This is a genomic window from Paenibacillus roseus, from assembly GCF_016424485.1.
GTDB lineage: Bacteria > Bacillota > Bacilli > Paenibacillales > Paenibacillaceae > Paenibacillus_D > Paenibacillus_D roseus.
Genome location: NZ_JAELUP010000014.1, coordinates 88315 through 102385, shown reverse-complemented (window position 1 = coordinate 102385; position 14071 = coordinate 88315). Strand labels below are relative to the sequence as shown.

Below are 14071 nucleotides of genomic sequence, written 5' to 3'. Positions count from 1 at the left end.
TGGGAGCTGACATCATTGGGGCAACAAGAAAAAACAGTACGATTAAAAGACTTTTGCGACATTTTGTTTTGTGAATACGACATCCTTTACAAGCGGCTTAAAAAATTCATGGATTTCATTGGCGTTACAATGGATATGCTCAAAGATGATTCTGGTGAGATTGCATTTTATCCTGCTGAAAAAGACATCTTGACGCAATTATTAAGGGAAATGGGAGAATCGTATCTCATTCAAACCACTTCAAAGAAATCATTGGGCAAAAATAGTTCTGATGTTTACAAGCACGCCATGGATTTTCACGAACGCATGACGAATATAGCCAATAATATAGAAGATGAAGAACTAAAAACAGACTGGCTCAATCTTATTGAACTCCTGAGCAAAAAACAGATTAATGAATTGAACGTTGATCTTATCCATAAGTTTCAAGAAATTGCCAATCAAGTATCAGGGTTACAACTAAATTATAATGAGCATGTAGACTTTTTGAAAGAAATCCATTTGGGCCTGGATCAATGGATTGAAACAAAGCTTTCACCTAAAGTGAACAAAGAAGCCTCTCTTTTATCATAACCATAAACTTTTGTCAATAGAAAGTTACATGCTAAGCGCCTTGCATTTTTGCAAGGCGCTTTTTATTTTATTCTGAATGTGTAGACAACATCTTGTGTAAAGGAGGCTACGATGGTTCACATAAATCATTCTTCATAATTGCTTTTCAATACCCCGTCGCACTCAGCTATGCTCTTTGAAAATTAAATAAGGTGTTATGGATTCGCCGAGGTCACTAAACTAAATCGAATGGAGAGAAAATCAAATGAACAATTTTAATCAAGGCATTGCCCCAATCAACGAAGAAAATCCAGCCCTGGAGGAAGGCATGCACTTCATCATACCTGCTGGCCAATTAACAAGTGACGAATGTTTAAACGCTCTACTTCAAGAGCTTGGTAGCTACTATGAAGTCAAGCTCTGCTACAAGTCAACAGCACTCAAGGTCACATGCCTCAATGCAATCGAGCGTGATCCCGTTTCTGAATTCCATTCACTGCTCAACTACATGAGCATGCGAAAACAGCAAATACGGACGCTGCTCGAAAAACACGGCTTCAGCAATTCAGGCATTTCGCTCTACTTCAGTCACAACGTATACGGGAACTTCTCGATTGCGCCTCTTCATAATCTGAAGGATGCTGACCGCAGAAAAGTAGGCCGTATCATCAGAAAACAGTAACTTCTTTACCAGGGCCTTATGCTGGCCCGGCCAACAATCCGGGCCTATTCATTCTTCAAGACGTTCAGGATAGCGGCCTGAACAATCACTCTCGGTTTACTACATTTGACGCAAAGCGTCCTAAATAAGGAGCGTGCCTACGCATGAAAATGATGGTTAAAGCAAAGCTTACTCGTCCACCAGGAGACAAATACATTGGCATCATTAACGATTGGAATATCGAGGACAAAACTTCTCAAAAAGGGCTGCAATACCAGGCGCTCCTATTGTCCATCACCATTCCTGTCAACGGAGAACTAATGAACGTAACACAGACGGTTCCGCTATTTTGGAACCCAGGAGATCCCATGTATGTGCTTTGCAACACATTTGGCGCTCTGCCCCGGTTTAATGAAGATTTTGATTGCGAATTCTTTATCGGAAAACAAGTCTTGGTCACTATTAAAGAAAATACGTACCAAAATCGCACCTACAGCAATGTTGTTCAACTCGTCCCGTCAAGCGAAGAACTTCCCAAGGAACTCCTTGCCTGGAAGAAGCAACGCGAATCGTCTGTCTCAGCCTCTCAATCCATTTTTGATGATGAGGAGGAAGAAGAGACGACCAACATTTCACCTAATGACTTAGAGCGAACAAAGCAAACGGAAGCCGCTGAGGATATCAACAATAAGCCTCATCAGCCAACTAACCCTTTGAGGAAAAATAGAATTTCTCCCGCCAAATCGCCTCAGAAGAAAGTCTGGGGAAGCATGTAATTCACTCATTCATCGGGTCTTGTTCTAATAAGAACAAGACCCAGTATCCATCAACTAAGGGGAGGACGAAAAAATGAATACAAGCGGAACCGCCGGACTAACTCAAACGTTAGACACGGCTCAAACAACCCTAGAGTCGCCTCAACTGCAAGAGAAAAAAGAAACGCAAACCGATACGCTCATTCGGCTTGCTTCCGAACTCAAGCTGTTTCTGAATCAATACAATGAGGCGTATGCAGTCATTGAATCAAGCGGAAAGAGAGAAATACAAAAAATAGGCAGTAAAGCCTTGGATCGCTGGCTTATGCGTCAATACTTTGCCGACTTCAACTCTCCGCCTTCTCCTGATGCCATTAAACAGACGAACCGTGTATTGATGATGAAGGCGCATGAGGAGGAACTTGTTTATCCTCTTCATTTGCGAATCGCTCATCATCAAGATTCGATTTACTACGACAACGGGGACGTTAGCGGAAGCGTAATCAAGATTTCGAATGAAGGATATAGGGTTGAGGCGCAACCTCCTATCCTATTCCACCGAACACTGAATGTAGCGCCTCAATCGCTTCCCGCTGCTGGAGGCAAACTGAGCGACATTCTACAGCATGTTCGCATTAAGGACGAATGGGACGAATTGCTTTTCATGATCTATCTCGTTACCTGTTTCATTCCGGGCATCCCTCATCCTGCGCTTATTTTTTCAGGTGAGAAAGGCGCTGCCAAAACGACGTCTACTCGTATCATTCGTTCCCTTGTCGATCCTGCCAAGCAGGATACAACCTTTCTGCCATCAGGAACTGGGGACTTGGCTTTGTCGTTATCCAAAAACTATATGCTTTGCTTGGACAATCTCGATTCGCTCACAGCCGAGAAAAGCGATTTGCTCTGTACTGCGGTTACTGGTGGCGGCATTAGCAAGCGGAAACTTTTCACTGATGATGAGGAAGTCATCCTGAGCTTCAAACGTTGCATTGTGTTAAATGGCATTCATGTTGTGGCTAGTCGCCCCGATTTGTTGGATCGCTCTATACTCATAGAGCTTGAACGTATCGAGGAAAAAGATCGGAAAGAGGAAAGCACGATATGGGCGGATTTTGAAGCAGCCAAGCCCTGCATACTGGGAGCTATCTATGACTTGGTGGGTAAAGCCATGAAGCTTTATCCATCCGTGCAACTTCCCGAGCTATTCCGCATGGCCGACTTTACGCGCTGGGGTTATGCCGTCGCAGAGGCTGCCGGATTGGACGGGAACCTGTTCCTGGAGGCTTACAAGGCAAATATAACGCGCACCAATACGGAAGCGATTGAATCCAATCCCGTAGCGACTGCCATATGCGTCCTAATGGACAAGCAGCCTGAATGGCATAGCACAGTGACCGGACTTCTCGACGCGCTAGAAAACGTTGCCTTTCATGAGCGAATTAACACGAAGGCTAGAATGTGGCCAAAGGCCGCGCACATTTTATCCAGAAGACTTGGCGAAGTAAAGTCCAATCTGGAAAAGCGAGGCATCACCTTTGACATTAAAAACGAAGGGCCAGCCAAGTTTATCACAATTGAGAAAAAGCCTGCGGAGTGACTCGTTGACTCCACTTCCCAATGAAGCGAAAGATGAGAAAGTAGCGTAATTTGTCGCTGTTGTCGCTACTTTCGCTTCTGACGGAGGCAGAATAGAAACCGAATTATGAGACCTTTCAAGTTTACATTATGAATGAGAAGAATGAATTCATAATTTGAAAGGAGCTATTCAATGATTTGGTTTCGGTTGGTTGATTGTAATACCTGGAGTAACGACGATGAGTAGACGTGATGCTTCTAAGCGCATTGAAATTGTTTCTTTACGCACGGTACGCGAAAAAACCTCTTTGCTGTACTCAGGACGCGTTATTCGCAAGCCGGAGGATGCAGCCGAACTGTTTCGACAGTTCATCGGCGATTGTGACCGTGAATCGTTTTGCATCCTTTGCTTGAATACGAAGAACGAGCCTACGGCTATGCATCAAGTGTCTTGCGGGACTTTGAGCGCTTCCCTCGTGCACCCAAGAGAAACGTTTAAGTTGGCGGTACTCGCCAATTCAGCGTCTATTATCGCTTGCCATAACCATCCTTCAGGAGATCCCACGCCAAGCCCTGAAGACATCGGGTTGACCGAACGGCTACGAGATAGCGGCACTCTTTTAGGGATTGAGCTATTGGACCATATTATTCTCGGAGATGGCACGTTTACGAGTCTCAAGGAACGGGGGCTGGGCTTCTCATGAAGAAGGCGATTCTAGCCTTTATCGCCGCCACTGCCACACTCGTTATTGAAATTATTGATTATTGTAAACAGAAGAAGGGCTAAGGAGGGTTCCCGTATGCGTCATCGCACCTTTGCTCCACGGTGTGCAACGAAAGGCATTCATGATGTTCTTCCCCAGTCGATGAAACTTAAGCTTTTTGAGTACGTGGATAGGCAAGTTTCTTCAGGGCTTGACATGGATTACCTTCAAATTTTCGAGTTTTCTACTAAAGTGATTAACAGTAAATATCATCAGTGCATTGTTCATCGTCAGGAAGTGCCCCTCAGAAGCGTGGAGTATACCATCTGTGACACGGATGCTCCTCTTGATCTGACGGTCTGGATTGTTGATGAAGAGACTCATGCCACCATGCTACTGCCTGAAGAATACTGAGATTGGCGCTTTAATCAACTCAACCATCTATGCAATGATCCCAGCACCGAGAGGAGTATTAACATGCACTTGGCTCACTATCGTACACAAATTTCAAGGGATAAGCTTGTCAAATACCGCCACAACCCAGACCACTCCGCATGGCAGGAAATTGAGCGTGTATGCGAAACACCAGAACAATATTACTTGCCCGCAGTGGAAGCACTCGATGCTATTCATCGAAAAAATCGTGCTGTCTAGCAGCTGAATTAATACATGTTTGTATACCTTGTTGAGCCTCGATATATGCCGCGGCTCCCCCTACCACACATTGAGAGGAGATATGTATATGACAACACGTACTATTGTTTACGCCCGCTTTTCAAGTGACAACCAAAGTAACGAATCCAACAACACTCCAGTTAAAGTAAGGGCTTCTTTAGGTAAACAGAATCTTGCCAAACAAACTGCTGGTAGAGGGCTTGATGCCCTCATTCCTTTAAAAACTATCATCCGTTAAGTCAGAATATTAATGAGGAGATGTTCATGATGAAATATGTAGCGGCCTACTTGCGCTCTGGTGGAGCGGATCAAGCAGAAGTGCAACTTAATAAACAACGGAGAGCGATTGAAGAAAATTGCAATAACAATGAATACGTCGTTGTCAAAACCTACGTTGATCGTTCGGTATCCGGCATTTCCGATAAACGACCAGCTTTTCAACAGATGATTGCCGACAGCGAAAAGAGCTTGTTCGATGCAGTCATTGTTCATAGACTTGACCGCCTCAGTCGCAGCAAACTCATGAACGCGAATTATAAGCACATTCTAAAAATGAATGGCGTGAAACTCCTGAGCGCAACCGAGAATCTGGACGATTTGTCCGAAAGCACGATTCTCTACTCTTTGAATAAAGGAATGGCTGAATACTACGAAAAATATCAACTACTGTACTCAGTTCCAGCAGAGACAAACTAACAAAAATACGAATGCCTCCCTTCATGAATATGGATGGAGGCATTCTACTAAGGAGTTGTTAACAATGAGATACGTAGCACCCTATTTACGCTATTCCAGTGACAACCAGAGAGAAGAATCCATTGAGGCACAGCTTCGTGCGATTGAAGCCTATTGCGAAAAAAATAGCCTTAAAATCGTTAAGGTTTACGCTGATCGTGCGAAAACGGCCACTTCTGATAAACGGCCTGAATTTCAACAGATGATCGCCGATAGCGCAAAAGGACTCTTCGATACAATCATCGTTCATAAGCTTGATCGTTTCAGCCGCAACAAATACGATAGCGCCAATTATAAGCGCATTCTAAAAGCGAACGGCGTAAAACTCCTGAGCATAACCGAGAATCTGGACGATTCGCCCGAAAGCGTCATTCTCGAATCTTTGCTTGAGGGAATGGCTGAATACTACAGCAAAAACTTGGCGCGAGAAGTGATGAAAGGCATGAAAGAAACCGCTTTTCAGTGTAAGCACACGGGCGGTCTGCCACCTATCGGCTACAAGGTTGACCCCAATACAAAGCAGTATTTAATCAACGAGGACGAGCGCGGCATGATCGAAACCATCTTTTCTATGTTCCTCGAAGGGAACGGGTACAATCAAATTGTGACGGCCTTGGCCGAGAAAGGCTACAGGTCGAGATACGGTCGGGCTATCGGCAAAAATGTCTTACACGGCATTCTCCGCAATGAAAAGTATACAGGAGTCTACATTTTCAACCTGGCAAGCGGCAAGGATGCCTTCGGGAAGCGAAATAGCCATCGTACTAAAAACCCTGAAGAAGTCATTCGTATAGAGGGCGGGATGCCGCAGATCATTTCCAAAGGGGATTTTCAACTCGTTCAGGAAAAAATGAATGCAGCGAAGCATAAGCCCGGTCGTCACAAGGCAAAAGAGCTGTACCTTCTGAGCGGCTTGATTGTCTGCGGAGAATGCCTGAAGAACTACGGTCATGAGTACGCACTGCTGGGGAATACGAAGCATTGCGGGAGAAACAAATTAAAGTACGTCACCTACCGCTGCGGGAATCGGGAGCGAACAAAGCAATGCGGCAACAAAGAGTTACGTAGAGAATACGTTGAAAGCTACGTTGTCGCCCAGCTTTACGAGAAGATTTTCAATGAGCAATCCATTCCACAACTAGCTAGGCAATTGGCTGAATTTCAAGCGAAAAAGGATGTCTCCTATAGGAATGAAGAAGCAAGAATCGCGAAGAATCTTCGGGAAACGGAAAAGCAGATCGAGAACGTTGTTAATGCCGTCGCAACTGGGCTTGCCAATGCTGCTCTTATGGGCAAGTTGAACGAACTGGAACAACAGAAAGAAGCGATTGAGAAACAAATTGTCCTTTATCGGTCCAAAGCACAAAAGTCGGCTGTTTCGGAGGATGCCTTGAAGCAACTGTTGGCTGCTTTCAAAGATCATGTGACGGACCGCAACATCCCCGAAATCAAGAAGTTCGTCGGAAGCTATGTAGAGAAGGTGATCGTCTATAAGGAGCATGTAGAGCTTATTCTAAAGCTGAATATCGAAGAAAGCAAAAATCCACAACCTCGTGCGGTTGTGGATTTGCATGGTGGAGGCGAGGGGTCTCACCCCCCACTAAGTACGGAAATTTAAGAGCCGGCAAAATAACAATTTGCGCGGCTCTTTTCTTTTTTTAGTTCCAAGAAAATTCCCACGCCTGAATGACTCGCAGTTCTCCATGCCGCTCCGGCTTCCACTCAATAAACTGTTTGGTCGTCAGTTGATGAAGAATAAAGTTAATTCGACCAATAGGCTTGCCTGTTTTGATGCAAAGCTCCCGGATCGTCGGTGGCCTGCGATTGGCCACGGAATAATTATAACAGATGCGCAGCACTTTTCGTTCCAGATCACTCAGCATTGACCAGTACCCTAATTGTACGCGGAGCTGATGGTTCCCATCGTATATAACCGCCGTTTTGTAGGCGGGTTAAATAACCATGTATTGTGCTCGGAGATGCGATGTTCAATTCTGCTCCAATTTCGCGCAGTGTGGGCGGGTAATTGTGCTGCCTGACGAAAGAAACAATGAATGATAAGACTTTCTTTTGCTTCGGTGTAATTTTTCCCATAAATATCACCCTTCCTTTATTCAGAACACTCGTTCTTATTATATACAGGAAAGCTTCCAACTTACAATAAAAAAAGACCCGCTCATGCAGGTCAGAAAGGGGAAATCCAATCGCCGGTTCCTTTTTCTTTTTCACGAAAAACACTGCCATCCTATTCCTTCGACACTGTAATTGTATAGCCCAGTGCATCAGCAATACGAATGAAATCGGCTAATCTTAATGAATTATTGGCAATAGCTGCGCGGAATGTCGTGTTTTTTATACCAACTAATTCACCCAGAGCAGCTTTGCTATCAATGTTGTTCTCGGCGATCATCATTTTAATTGTTTTGTCTATATCGGTGACTTTAATCATGATTGCCCTCCTTTAATATTATAGGATGACAATACAACATAAATAACTTTTAGTCAAATATTTTAATTAAACGACAAATATATTGTTTACAAGTTATTATAATTGTCGTATAATAAAGATAGGAAGTGAACGAAACGCTTCCTGAAAGGAGGGTAAGAATGGACAAGATGACAATTCGTGCATTTGAGAAAATGCAAAAAAGAGAACACCTCTTGCGAGTGCTGCGTGACCAGATGGGTCTAAGCCGCATTACGCGAGAGGCGTTCCGGGAAGAAAGCTTAAAGGTCATCGAGAGATACCAACTCTCAGACGACGAACAGCGCGCTTACGACCGCTACTCAGCAATACAGCAGCAACGTAAACGCAAATAGTAGTTCTCGAGGGAGTTAACGGCTCCCTCCTTCATCTTAACATAATTTATTGAAAATATAAACTGCCGGCGGGCTTACGCGGGGAGGTAATGGGGATGAACAAAAGTAAAATCTACAAAGTGGTGTTTACGCATGAATACGGCAGCAAGTCCTTCGTCACGGTTGTTGGGGTAAGAAATAAAATAGCAGCGATAACTCACGGGTTCGAAAAGCTGAATGGGTCCGTTGGGTGGTTATTCGAGACGGGAAAATCGACAGCGGGCATAGGACGCTGTCTCAAGCTAACAAGGCAGCACAATAACACAGGCCCTTCGGGCCTTCCCTGAGGTGATACCATGAAAGCACTTCGGCACCTGGACTACGCCGTATACGGCAAAGTAATCGTCCCTTTGATCTTGTTTGACGTCACAACCATGTTCCTCCTTTATGACGATAGCGAGGCTGGCGAGTGTCGCATTGTCTCAAAGAAACGGAAACGATAAGTATAAAGCTGCAGCTGCGCAAAGGCGGCGGGTTGAAGGAGATAATTATTATGACATTGGAAAGCCTTCAGGCAAAAATTGCTGACTCCAGAATTGTTCTGTCTGAGAACAGGACTTATTTCGCAACTGTTCTTGAAGAAAATGGCGATGAACATGAATTAGCCCGCGCAACTACTATAGAGGATTTGGAACAACAGTTGTCTGATTTCGGTTTTATTAAATGATGGTTTGGCGGAGATTAATCGACGTAAAAAAGAGCAGTCCATATCAGGCTGCTCTTTTTCTTTTCTATTTCCGGGCATTCAGATAATTCAAAAGCACTTCCCTGCGCGGATCACTCAAAAATGATCCACAAAGGAATCTTACAAGTTCATCGTCATTTTTGAAGCGGTACTCATCCTTTATTTGATTGAGCGTTGCCCTGGTATCCTCAAATATATTTGCTACTACCCTGCGTTGATCTTCCATTACCGTCACCACCCTTCTTCCTAATTAATTATAAACTTATTCTAATTAAATTTGCAAACTTTTTAATTAATGTATATTTACTTTTAATTAATTTCATGTTATTATTAATTCATAAGGTTGAGAAATTAATTAAAAGGGAGCGGTTAAGATGACTAAGAAAGCGGTAATGGTAAAGGCTTGGAAAGTGGCAAGATCGGCAGCGGCGAAGTTCGGTGGAAAAGTAAAGCAATACTTTGCTGAAGCACTCCGTCAAGCGTGGAAAGCTACTCGCCTTCCGCAACCTGCAAAGCTGGAAACCCTGACAGGTAGCCGTAAGCACAAAACATGGGTTGCCCGCATTACCGCTATCGGAGGTCAGTACAAATATGAGCGCGCGTTTATCAACAATTTCAAGCATCTGGGCCATGCGCTTGAGTACACGCTGACAGATGGCATTTACGACGTCTGCAACGGCGGCCAACGCAGTTTCATTCAAGTATCGGGCGGAGTAATTGCAGAAATCGAAGAATGGGAAATCGCTGGCTAATAAAAAGCCGCCTGGGTAAGTGCATACCTGGGCGGCAACGGACAGGGAAACTTTCGACGGCCTCCCTGTCCTCCATTATACCAATTCAGGAGGACTGAACAATGGGTAGCAAAGTGAATGTCTACGAGAACGAGTTCAGAGATGGTCCTATCATCGCTAGAGTTGCATACAACGACCGTCTCGATTACTGGGACGTCCGCAATAGGGGTAACGGAGGTGTCGGGAGCCATTTAGGTATTACTCGGTTGCGCGACGGGCGTTATGTCCTTATCCATGGTACACAATGGCAAGGGGAACGTGATTGGGCAGAGGTAGTTACGGATAAGCAAGCGCTGCAAGCGATTTTGCGTTCTGGTAATGACGAGGTGCTTGAACTGCCGCTATTTGCAAAACTCAAGGAGTTGGCAGCTGACTCGCTGGTCCCAGAGGCCGTATGAGGCTGATTGGCCTTGCAGATGATTTCTCTCACTGGTTACTCAGCGAGGATAACAAGCCAGAGAGCATCCGTAACCATATGTTTCATTTCAAAGAGTTTTGCTCCTTCACGGAGGCCTGCGGGGTTGCCCCGCAGAATCTCCGTGTGGACGTTGCCCGTGACTATCTGGTCTGGCTGACGGATCGCCCTAACCGGCACACCGGAAAGCCTTTATCATCGGCAACCCGGTTGAAGCATTACGGCACCCTCAGGCTACTCAGTAATTTTTTGATGGAGCGCAAGCTCCTAGCTGCTTCGCTGCTCGAAGGGATCAAACGGCCATCCCGTAAAAAAACCGTCATACAAGGTTTTTCCGTGGCCCAACTACAGGCGATTATAGACGCCATTCGTAATGTGCGGTCGGCTCCAGAATATAAAGATCGCATGTCCTTGCTGGTCTATACGCTGGCCAGCACTGGGTTACGAATTTCTGAAGCTCTTAATCTGCGAGGACACGACATGGACCACAACAAACGGATCATGATCGTTCTCGGCAAAGGAAACAAAGAGCGCGAAGTCCCACTCTCCCGAGATTTGTCTATGTTGGTGCTTCAGTACACGCGCAAGTACGACATTGATCGAGAAGAGTTTATTTTCGCTTCCCGGTACGGACGCCCGCTGCAGCACTCCTCCGTTCGGGACGCGTTACGCAAGGCCGGTAAGTCACTGGGGACTCACCTCGATATCGATCAGATGCGAGTAAGTCCGCATACCTTGAGGCATACATTCGCCCGACTGTGGGTGATCAAGGGCGGCAATACAATCGCACTGTCCCGGATTATGGGGCATTCATCCACGCAGATGACCTCCGAGTACGTGCGACTATGGGGCGTCGATCTCAATACATCATATGACCTCTGTGATCCATGCGGCGACATAAGTGTTCCAAAGTTTGATTAATAGCGCGACAGCCCCAATAAGCCGGAGATACCGGATGAGGAAAGAAAGGATGATTAGAATGAAAAGAGTAGAGTTGCATTACACACCAGAGACATCAATGGGTTTGATAAACTACATTACAGGCAAGGTCTACCTGTATCCTCACAATTCAAGAGAAATTCATAATGACATGGGTGGAGCTCAATACTATTGCTCGAGGTCCGGAGCCACAGGTAGTGGTTTCATAGACAAAAACCTCGCGGGATTGCGCATGATCAATACCGCAAATTCTACATATAAGGCGCATGATTTCATGTCCTCAAATATTCAATTATTCGCCGCCTCCAGTCGTTGGGATCACCCAACAAAGATCGTCGTTCGCATGATGGGAGAAAAAAATCTGTTAATCTTCTTCGAAGAATTCGAAGAGTTTACAAAATTTTCGAAATATCTGTATAGCTTAGTTAGCCATGCAGACAACACAGTATCTTGCTACGAATACATGGCGAGAGAGGCAGAGGGTTGGGACCTGTCCACATTTACGTTGCAGCTAACGCGATACGGGTACGCGTATACAAAATGGGAGAGTTGGGAAGAGTCCTGGACTATAATAAATCATAACCTTGGACGAGGGATTGATTACGAGTCCCTGATTACTTCAGGCGCTGAAAAAATTGAAACTAAGGAGGTATCTCGAACTCATTCGACTTTAATGGTGCAGTATCACGAGATATCTGATAGTTTCGTTAAAATCAATCGACTAGGTAACGTTACAGCAGTATTTGATGCTGATCCGATTATTGATAATGAGGGACTGCGTGCCTTAGTCACGTCCCAAGGTGGATATGTAAAACACCTTGACGAGGACAGCGGATTTATACTACTGCCAACAATGGGGGCTGATCACCTCTACGCAGAGAATACAGATTTCGATTATCTGTTAGGGGTAGCCTTCGTAAAACCCAGCAGGGAGGCGATGGACCTTACAAAAGAGGAGTTTTATTACGGGGTAAAAAAGTTTATTATCCCTCCCGTGTGCGAGTATGAGTCTTTTGTAGACCCAGATACCGTCTATCTAGATAGTAGTGGTTACCAAGATCATCATATATACCTCGCCCGACTAGCAATGAGTTACGTTGCAGAGTCGGTCAGAAAGTCATATGTTAACGATAATTTCTTGCATAGTGTGGATCGCTCTTTGATTGTAACCCCTGCTGATTCTATCGCAGCAGGAAACTGCGATGTAGGGACGAGAGCTTTTCAACGTAAATACTTCCGACACCAAGAATCGGTAACAATAGGCGAGCTGGTGGATTTCCTCGATAGCAGGATCGCTAAAGATGTTCGTCCCCATATCATGCGTGTCATTATGCACATGGGGAGGAAATAAAATAAGACCCCCGGAGGTGCTTCCTCACGGGGGTTCTTGAGTAGTCATAAAAGGTATGTTTCAATCCACGCACTCACATAGTGCGACCAAGCCAAAAGGCTATGAATTGATATTAGCATATAACTGTCAATTTGTAAATCCCGCCCAGCTCCGGCCAGGCGGGATTTTTTTATTATCTATCGAAAGCGCCCGTACGATCCAGCACAACAAGCGTGCGGAAAAAGCTGTGATCCCCTGTAGGATCAGACAGCACCACGCCGTTCCCGCGCACGCTGGCTAACTTGGTCAGTTTATCGACTGTAGGCTTTGCCCATGCCGGCGCCTCCTGCTGCTGCAGTTGCTTCTCCAATGCCTCCACTTTTTTCTGCAACGCTTCAAAAACTTTCTTTTCCTCCGCTGTCATAGCTTCCTCGTCCCCTTCGGTTATTTTCTTCATTGCCTGATCGACCTGCGCCTGCGTGGGCCGTTGCCCGGCTCGATACTGCGCGGTGCTCAATCCAAACGTCATCTCAAAATGCGGGAAATCTTTAAAGCTCGTCCAGTCGCCGCCCCAGCTAAAGCCGAGCTGCTTGGCGATCCCCACCACCGTCAGCCAGTCCTTGTTAACCTCCCAGGATACATCCCTGCCATCGGGCTGCCAAATCGCAAAGTCAATCGCCACGCCGAAATTATGATTGCTGTAGCCGCCCCGGGCGTTGGTGACAATCTTGCCGGGAGCAGTGCGGCCCTGCGCATACAAGGCATCCTGCTCCGCTATGGTCCTCAGCCCCTGCGTAATCAGGATCGGTACACCAGCCGCATACGATCGGTCAATAAGCCGCTCTGTCGCAGCTCGCACAACCGGCAGGAGGCCGGTCAGCCGCGCTGCCGACTTGTTCCGTACAAAATCAAACGTCAGCACCCTTGCCGCCTCCCTTCCCGTTAAGCTGATGGAGCCGATCCTTCATTACCTGGGGAACCAGGACATTCAGAACACCCAAGTTTTCAATTATTGAAAGACCTTCACGGCCGATGTAAAAATAAAGCGCGATTGTCCGAAAAACGGGACTATCATTACCGATAAGTTGATCTAACAGCACTGCTAGCCCCACAACAGCAAGTACAACCCCCTTGCGAATCCCGCCCCAAAACATGACATCGCTATTCAACTTTTTGGTTTTAATAGCCCCTAAAACACCCGTTAAATAGTCAAATGCCATGCAATACGCCAAAATCTTTAAAGCTGTATCCCATCCCCCAAGCGATACAGCCAAGAATGTCCCAATGGCTGCAACTGCTCCCCCAATGGCCGTTTCTTTGCCTGACGATCCCACGGCAGCCGTTAAGACTGTTTGCCCTATTTTACTAATCATAAGTACGCTCCTCTCCAAA

Annotated in this window: 22 protein-coding genes; 16 read left to right on the top strand and 6 right to left on the bottom strand. The window is 45.7% G+C overall.

All coding sequences use genetic code 11. From position 1 onward, the window contains the following. Positions 1-15 precede the first annotated feature (15 nt). The 9 genes from JFN88_RS06205 (at position 16) to JFN88_RS06165 (ending at position 7278) form a co-directional block, all read left to right on the top strand. Complete coding sequence (locus JFN88_RS06205) at positions 16-573, top strand: hypothetical protein (protein WP_199018464.1); 558 nt, start codon at positions 16-18, stop codon at positions 571-573. A 244-nt stretch (positions 574-817) separates the two neighbouring features. Beyond that, a complete protein-coding gene (locus tag JFN88_RS06200; protein ID WP_199018463.1) occupies positions 818-1234 on the top strand; it encodes a hypothetical protein in 417 nt (138 codons plus the stop codon). A gap of 143 nt (positions 1235-1377) precedes the next feature. Then, a complete protein-coding gene (locus tag JFN88_RS06195; protein WP_199018462.1) occupies positions 1378-1989 on the top strand; it encodes a hypothetical protein in 612 nt (203 codons plus the stop codon). Between the two features lie 73 nt (positions 1990-2062). Continuing rightward, positions 2063-3568 carry an AICE element replication initiation protein gene (locus JFN88_RS06190; protein ID WP_199018461.1) on the top strand — a complete coding sequence of 502 codons (1506 nt, stop codon included), beginning with the start codon at positions 2063-2065 and terminating at the stop codon, positions 3566-3568. 217 nt (positions 3569-3785) lie between these two features. Beyond that, on the top strand, positions 3786-4250 hold the full coding sequence (locus tag JFN88_RS06185) for a JAB domain-containing protein (protein ID WP_199018460.1): 465 nt from the start codon (positions 3786-3788) through the stop codon (positions 4248-4250). Between the two features lie 96 nt (positions 4251-4346). After that, entirely contained in the window at positions 4347-4664 is a 318-nt protein-coding gene (locus JFN88_RS06180) for a DUF960 family protein (protein ID WP_199018459.1), read from the top strand. Positions 4665-4992: 328 nt separating this feature from the next. Then, complete coding sequence (locus JFN88_RS06175) at positions 4993-5163, top strand: hypothetical protein (protein WP_199018458.1); 171 nt, start codon at positions 4993-4995, stop codon at positions 5161-5163. 26 nt (positions 5164-5189) lie between these two features. Beyond that, entirely contained in the window at positions 5190-5621 is a 432-nt protein-coding gene (locus tag JFN88_RS06170; RefSeq protein ID WP_233167432.1) for a recombinase family protein, read from the top strand. A 64-nt stretch (positions 5622-5685) separates the two neighbouring features. Further along, the gene (locus JFN88_RS06165; RefSeq protein ID WP_199018457.1) at positions 5686-7278 is read left to right on the top strand and encodes a recombinase family protein; all 1593 of its coding nucleotides are present in this window, start codon (positions 5686-5688) and stop codon (positions 7276-7278) included. Positions 7279-7318: 40 nt separating this feature from the next. Here the strand turns inward: JFN88_RS06165 and JFN88_RS06160 are convergent, their stop codons facing one another. The 3 genes from JFN88_RS06160 to JFN88_RS06150 are packed head-to-tail and all read right to left on the bottom strand — an operon-like array spanning position 7319 to position 8109. Beyond that, on the bottom strand, positions 7319-7543 hold the full coding sequence (locus tag JFN88_RS06160; protein WP_199018456.1) for a LexA family transcriptional regulator: 225 nt from the start codon (positions 7541-7543) through the stop codon (positions 7319-7321). After that, positions 7533-7889 carry a LexA family protein gene (locus tag JFN88_RS24940; RefSeq protein ID WP_199018455.1) on the bottom strand — a complete coding sequence of 119 codons (357 nt, stop codon included), beginning with the start codon at positions 7887-7889 and terminating at the stop codon, positions 7533-7535. Before JFN88_RS24940 ends, JFN88_RS06160 begins: the two co-directional genes overlap by 11 nt. A 16-nt stretch (positions 7890-7905) precedes the next feature. Then, positions 7906-8109, bottom strand: a complete 204-nt coding sequence (locus JFN88_RS06150; protein WP_199018454.1) for a hypothetical protein — start codon at positions 8107-8109, stop codon at positions 7906-7908. A 158-nt stretch (positions 8110-8267) separates the two neighbouring features. Here JFN88_RS06150 and JFN88_RS06145 point away from each other — a divergent pair, with 158 nt between their 5' ends. The 3 genes from JFN88_RS06145 (at position 8268) to JFN88_RS06135 (ending at position 9186) form a co-directional block, all read left to right on the top strand. Continuing rightward, the gene (locus JFN88_RS06145; RefSeq protein ID WP_199018453.1) at positions 8268-8480 is read left to right on the top strand and encodes a hypothetical protein; all 213 of its coding nucleotides are present in this window, start codon (positions 8268-8270) and stop codon (positions 8478-8480) included. 95 nt (positions 8481-8575) lie between these two features. Next, complete coding sequence (locus JFN88_RS06140; protein WP_199018452.1) at positions 8576-8806, top strand: hypothetical protein; 231 nt, start codon at positions 8576-8578, stop codon at positions 8804-8806. A gap of 206 nt (positions 8807-9012) precedes the next feature. Then, the gene (locus tag JFN88_RS06135) at positions 9013-9186 is read left to right on the top strand and encodes a hypothetical protein (RefSeq protein WP_199018451.1); all 174 of its coding nucleotides are present in this window, start codon (positions 9013-9015) and stop codon (positions 9184-9186) included. Between the two features lie 64 nt (positions 9187-9250). On the opposite strand, the gene JFN88_RS06130 is transcribed toward JFN88_RS06135, so the two are convergent. Next, complete coding sequence (locus JFN88_RS06130; protein WP_199018450.1) at positions 9251-9430, bottom strand: hypothetical protein; 180 nt, start codon at positions 9428-9430, stop codon at positions 9251-9253. 148 nt (positions 9431-9578) lie between these two features. Here JFN88_RS06130 and JFN88_RS06125 point away from each other — a divergent pair, with 148 nt between their 5' ends. From JFN88_RS06125 to JFN88_RS06110, 4 genes are all read left to right on the top strand, one after another. Beyond that, on the top strand, positions 9579-9956 hold the full coding sequence (locus JFN88_RS06125; RefSeq protein ID WP_199018449.1) for a hypothetical protein: 378 nt from the start codon (positions 9579-9581) through the stop codon (positions 9954-9956). Between the two features lie 101 nt (positions 9957-10057). Next, complete coding sequence (locus JFN88_RS06120) at positions 10058-10393, top strand: hypothetical protein (RefSeq protein WP_199018448.1); 336 nt, start codon at positions 10058-10060, stop codon at positions 10391-10393. Next, a complete protein-coding gene (locus JFN88_RS06115) occupies positions 10390-11331 on the top strand; it encodes a tyrosine-type recombinase/integrase (RefSeq protein WP_199018447.1) in 942 nt (313 codons plus the stop codon). Before JFN88_RS06120 ends, JFN88_RS06115 begins: the two co-directional genes overlap by 4 nt. A 49-nt stretch (positions 11332-11380) precedes the next feature. Further along, on the top strand, positions 11381-12700 hold the full coding sequence (locus JFN88_RS06110) for a hypothetical protein (protein ID WP_199018446.1): 1320 nt from the start codon (positions 11381-11383) through the stop codon (positions 12698-12700). Positions 12701-12872: 172 nt separating this feature from the next. On the opposite strand, the gene JFN88_RS06105 is transcribed toward JFN88_RS06110, so the two are convergent. Together JFN88_RS06105 and JFN88_RS06100 are read right to left on the bottom strand one after the other, a co-directional pair. Next, positions 12873-13601 (bottom strand): M15 family metallopeptidase, encoded by a 729-nt coding sequence (locus JFN88_RS06105; RefSeq protein WP_199018445.1) that lies wholly within the window; start codon positions 13599-13601, stop codon positions 12873-12875. Beyond that, the gene (locus JFN88_RS06100) at positions 13588-14052 is read right to left on the bottom strand and encodes a phage holin family protein (RefSeq protein ID WP_199018444.1); all 465 of its coding nucleotides are present in this window, start codon (positions 14050-14052) and stop codon (positions 13588-13590) included. The genes JFN88_RS06105 and JFN88_RS06100 overlap by 14 nt, the downstream gene beginning before the upstream one ends. Positions 14053-14071: the final 19 nt, after the last annotated feature.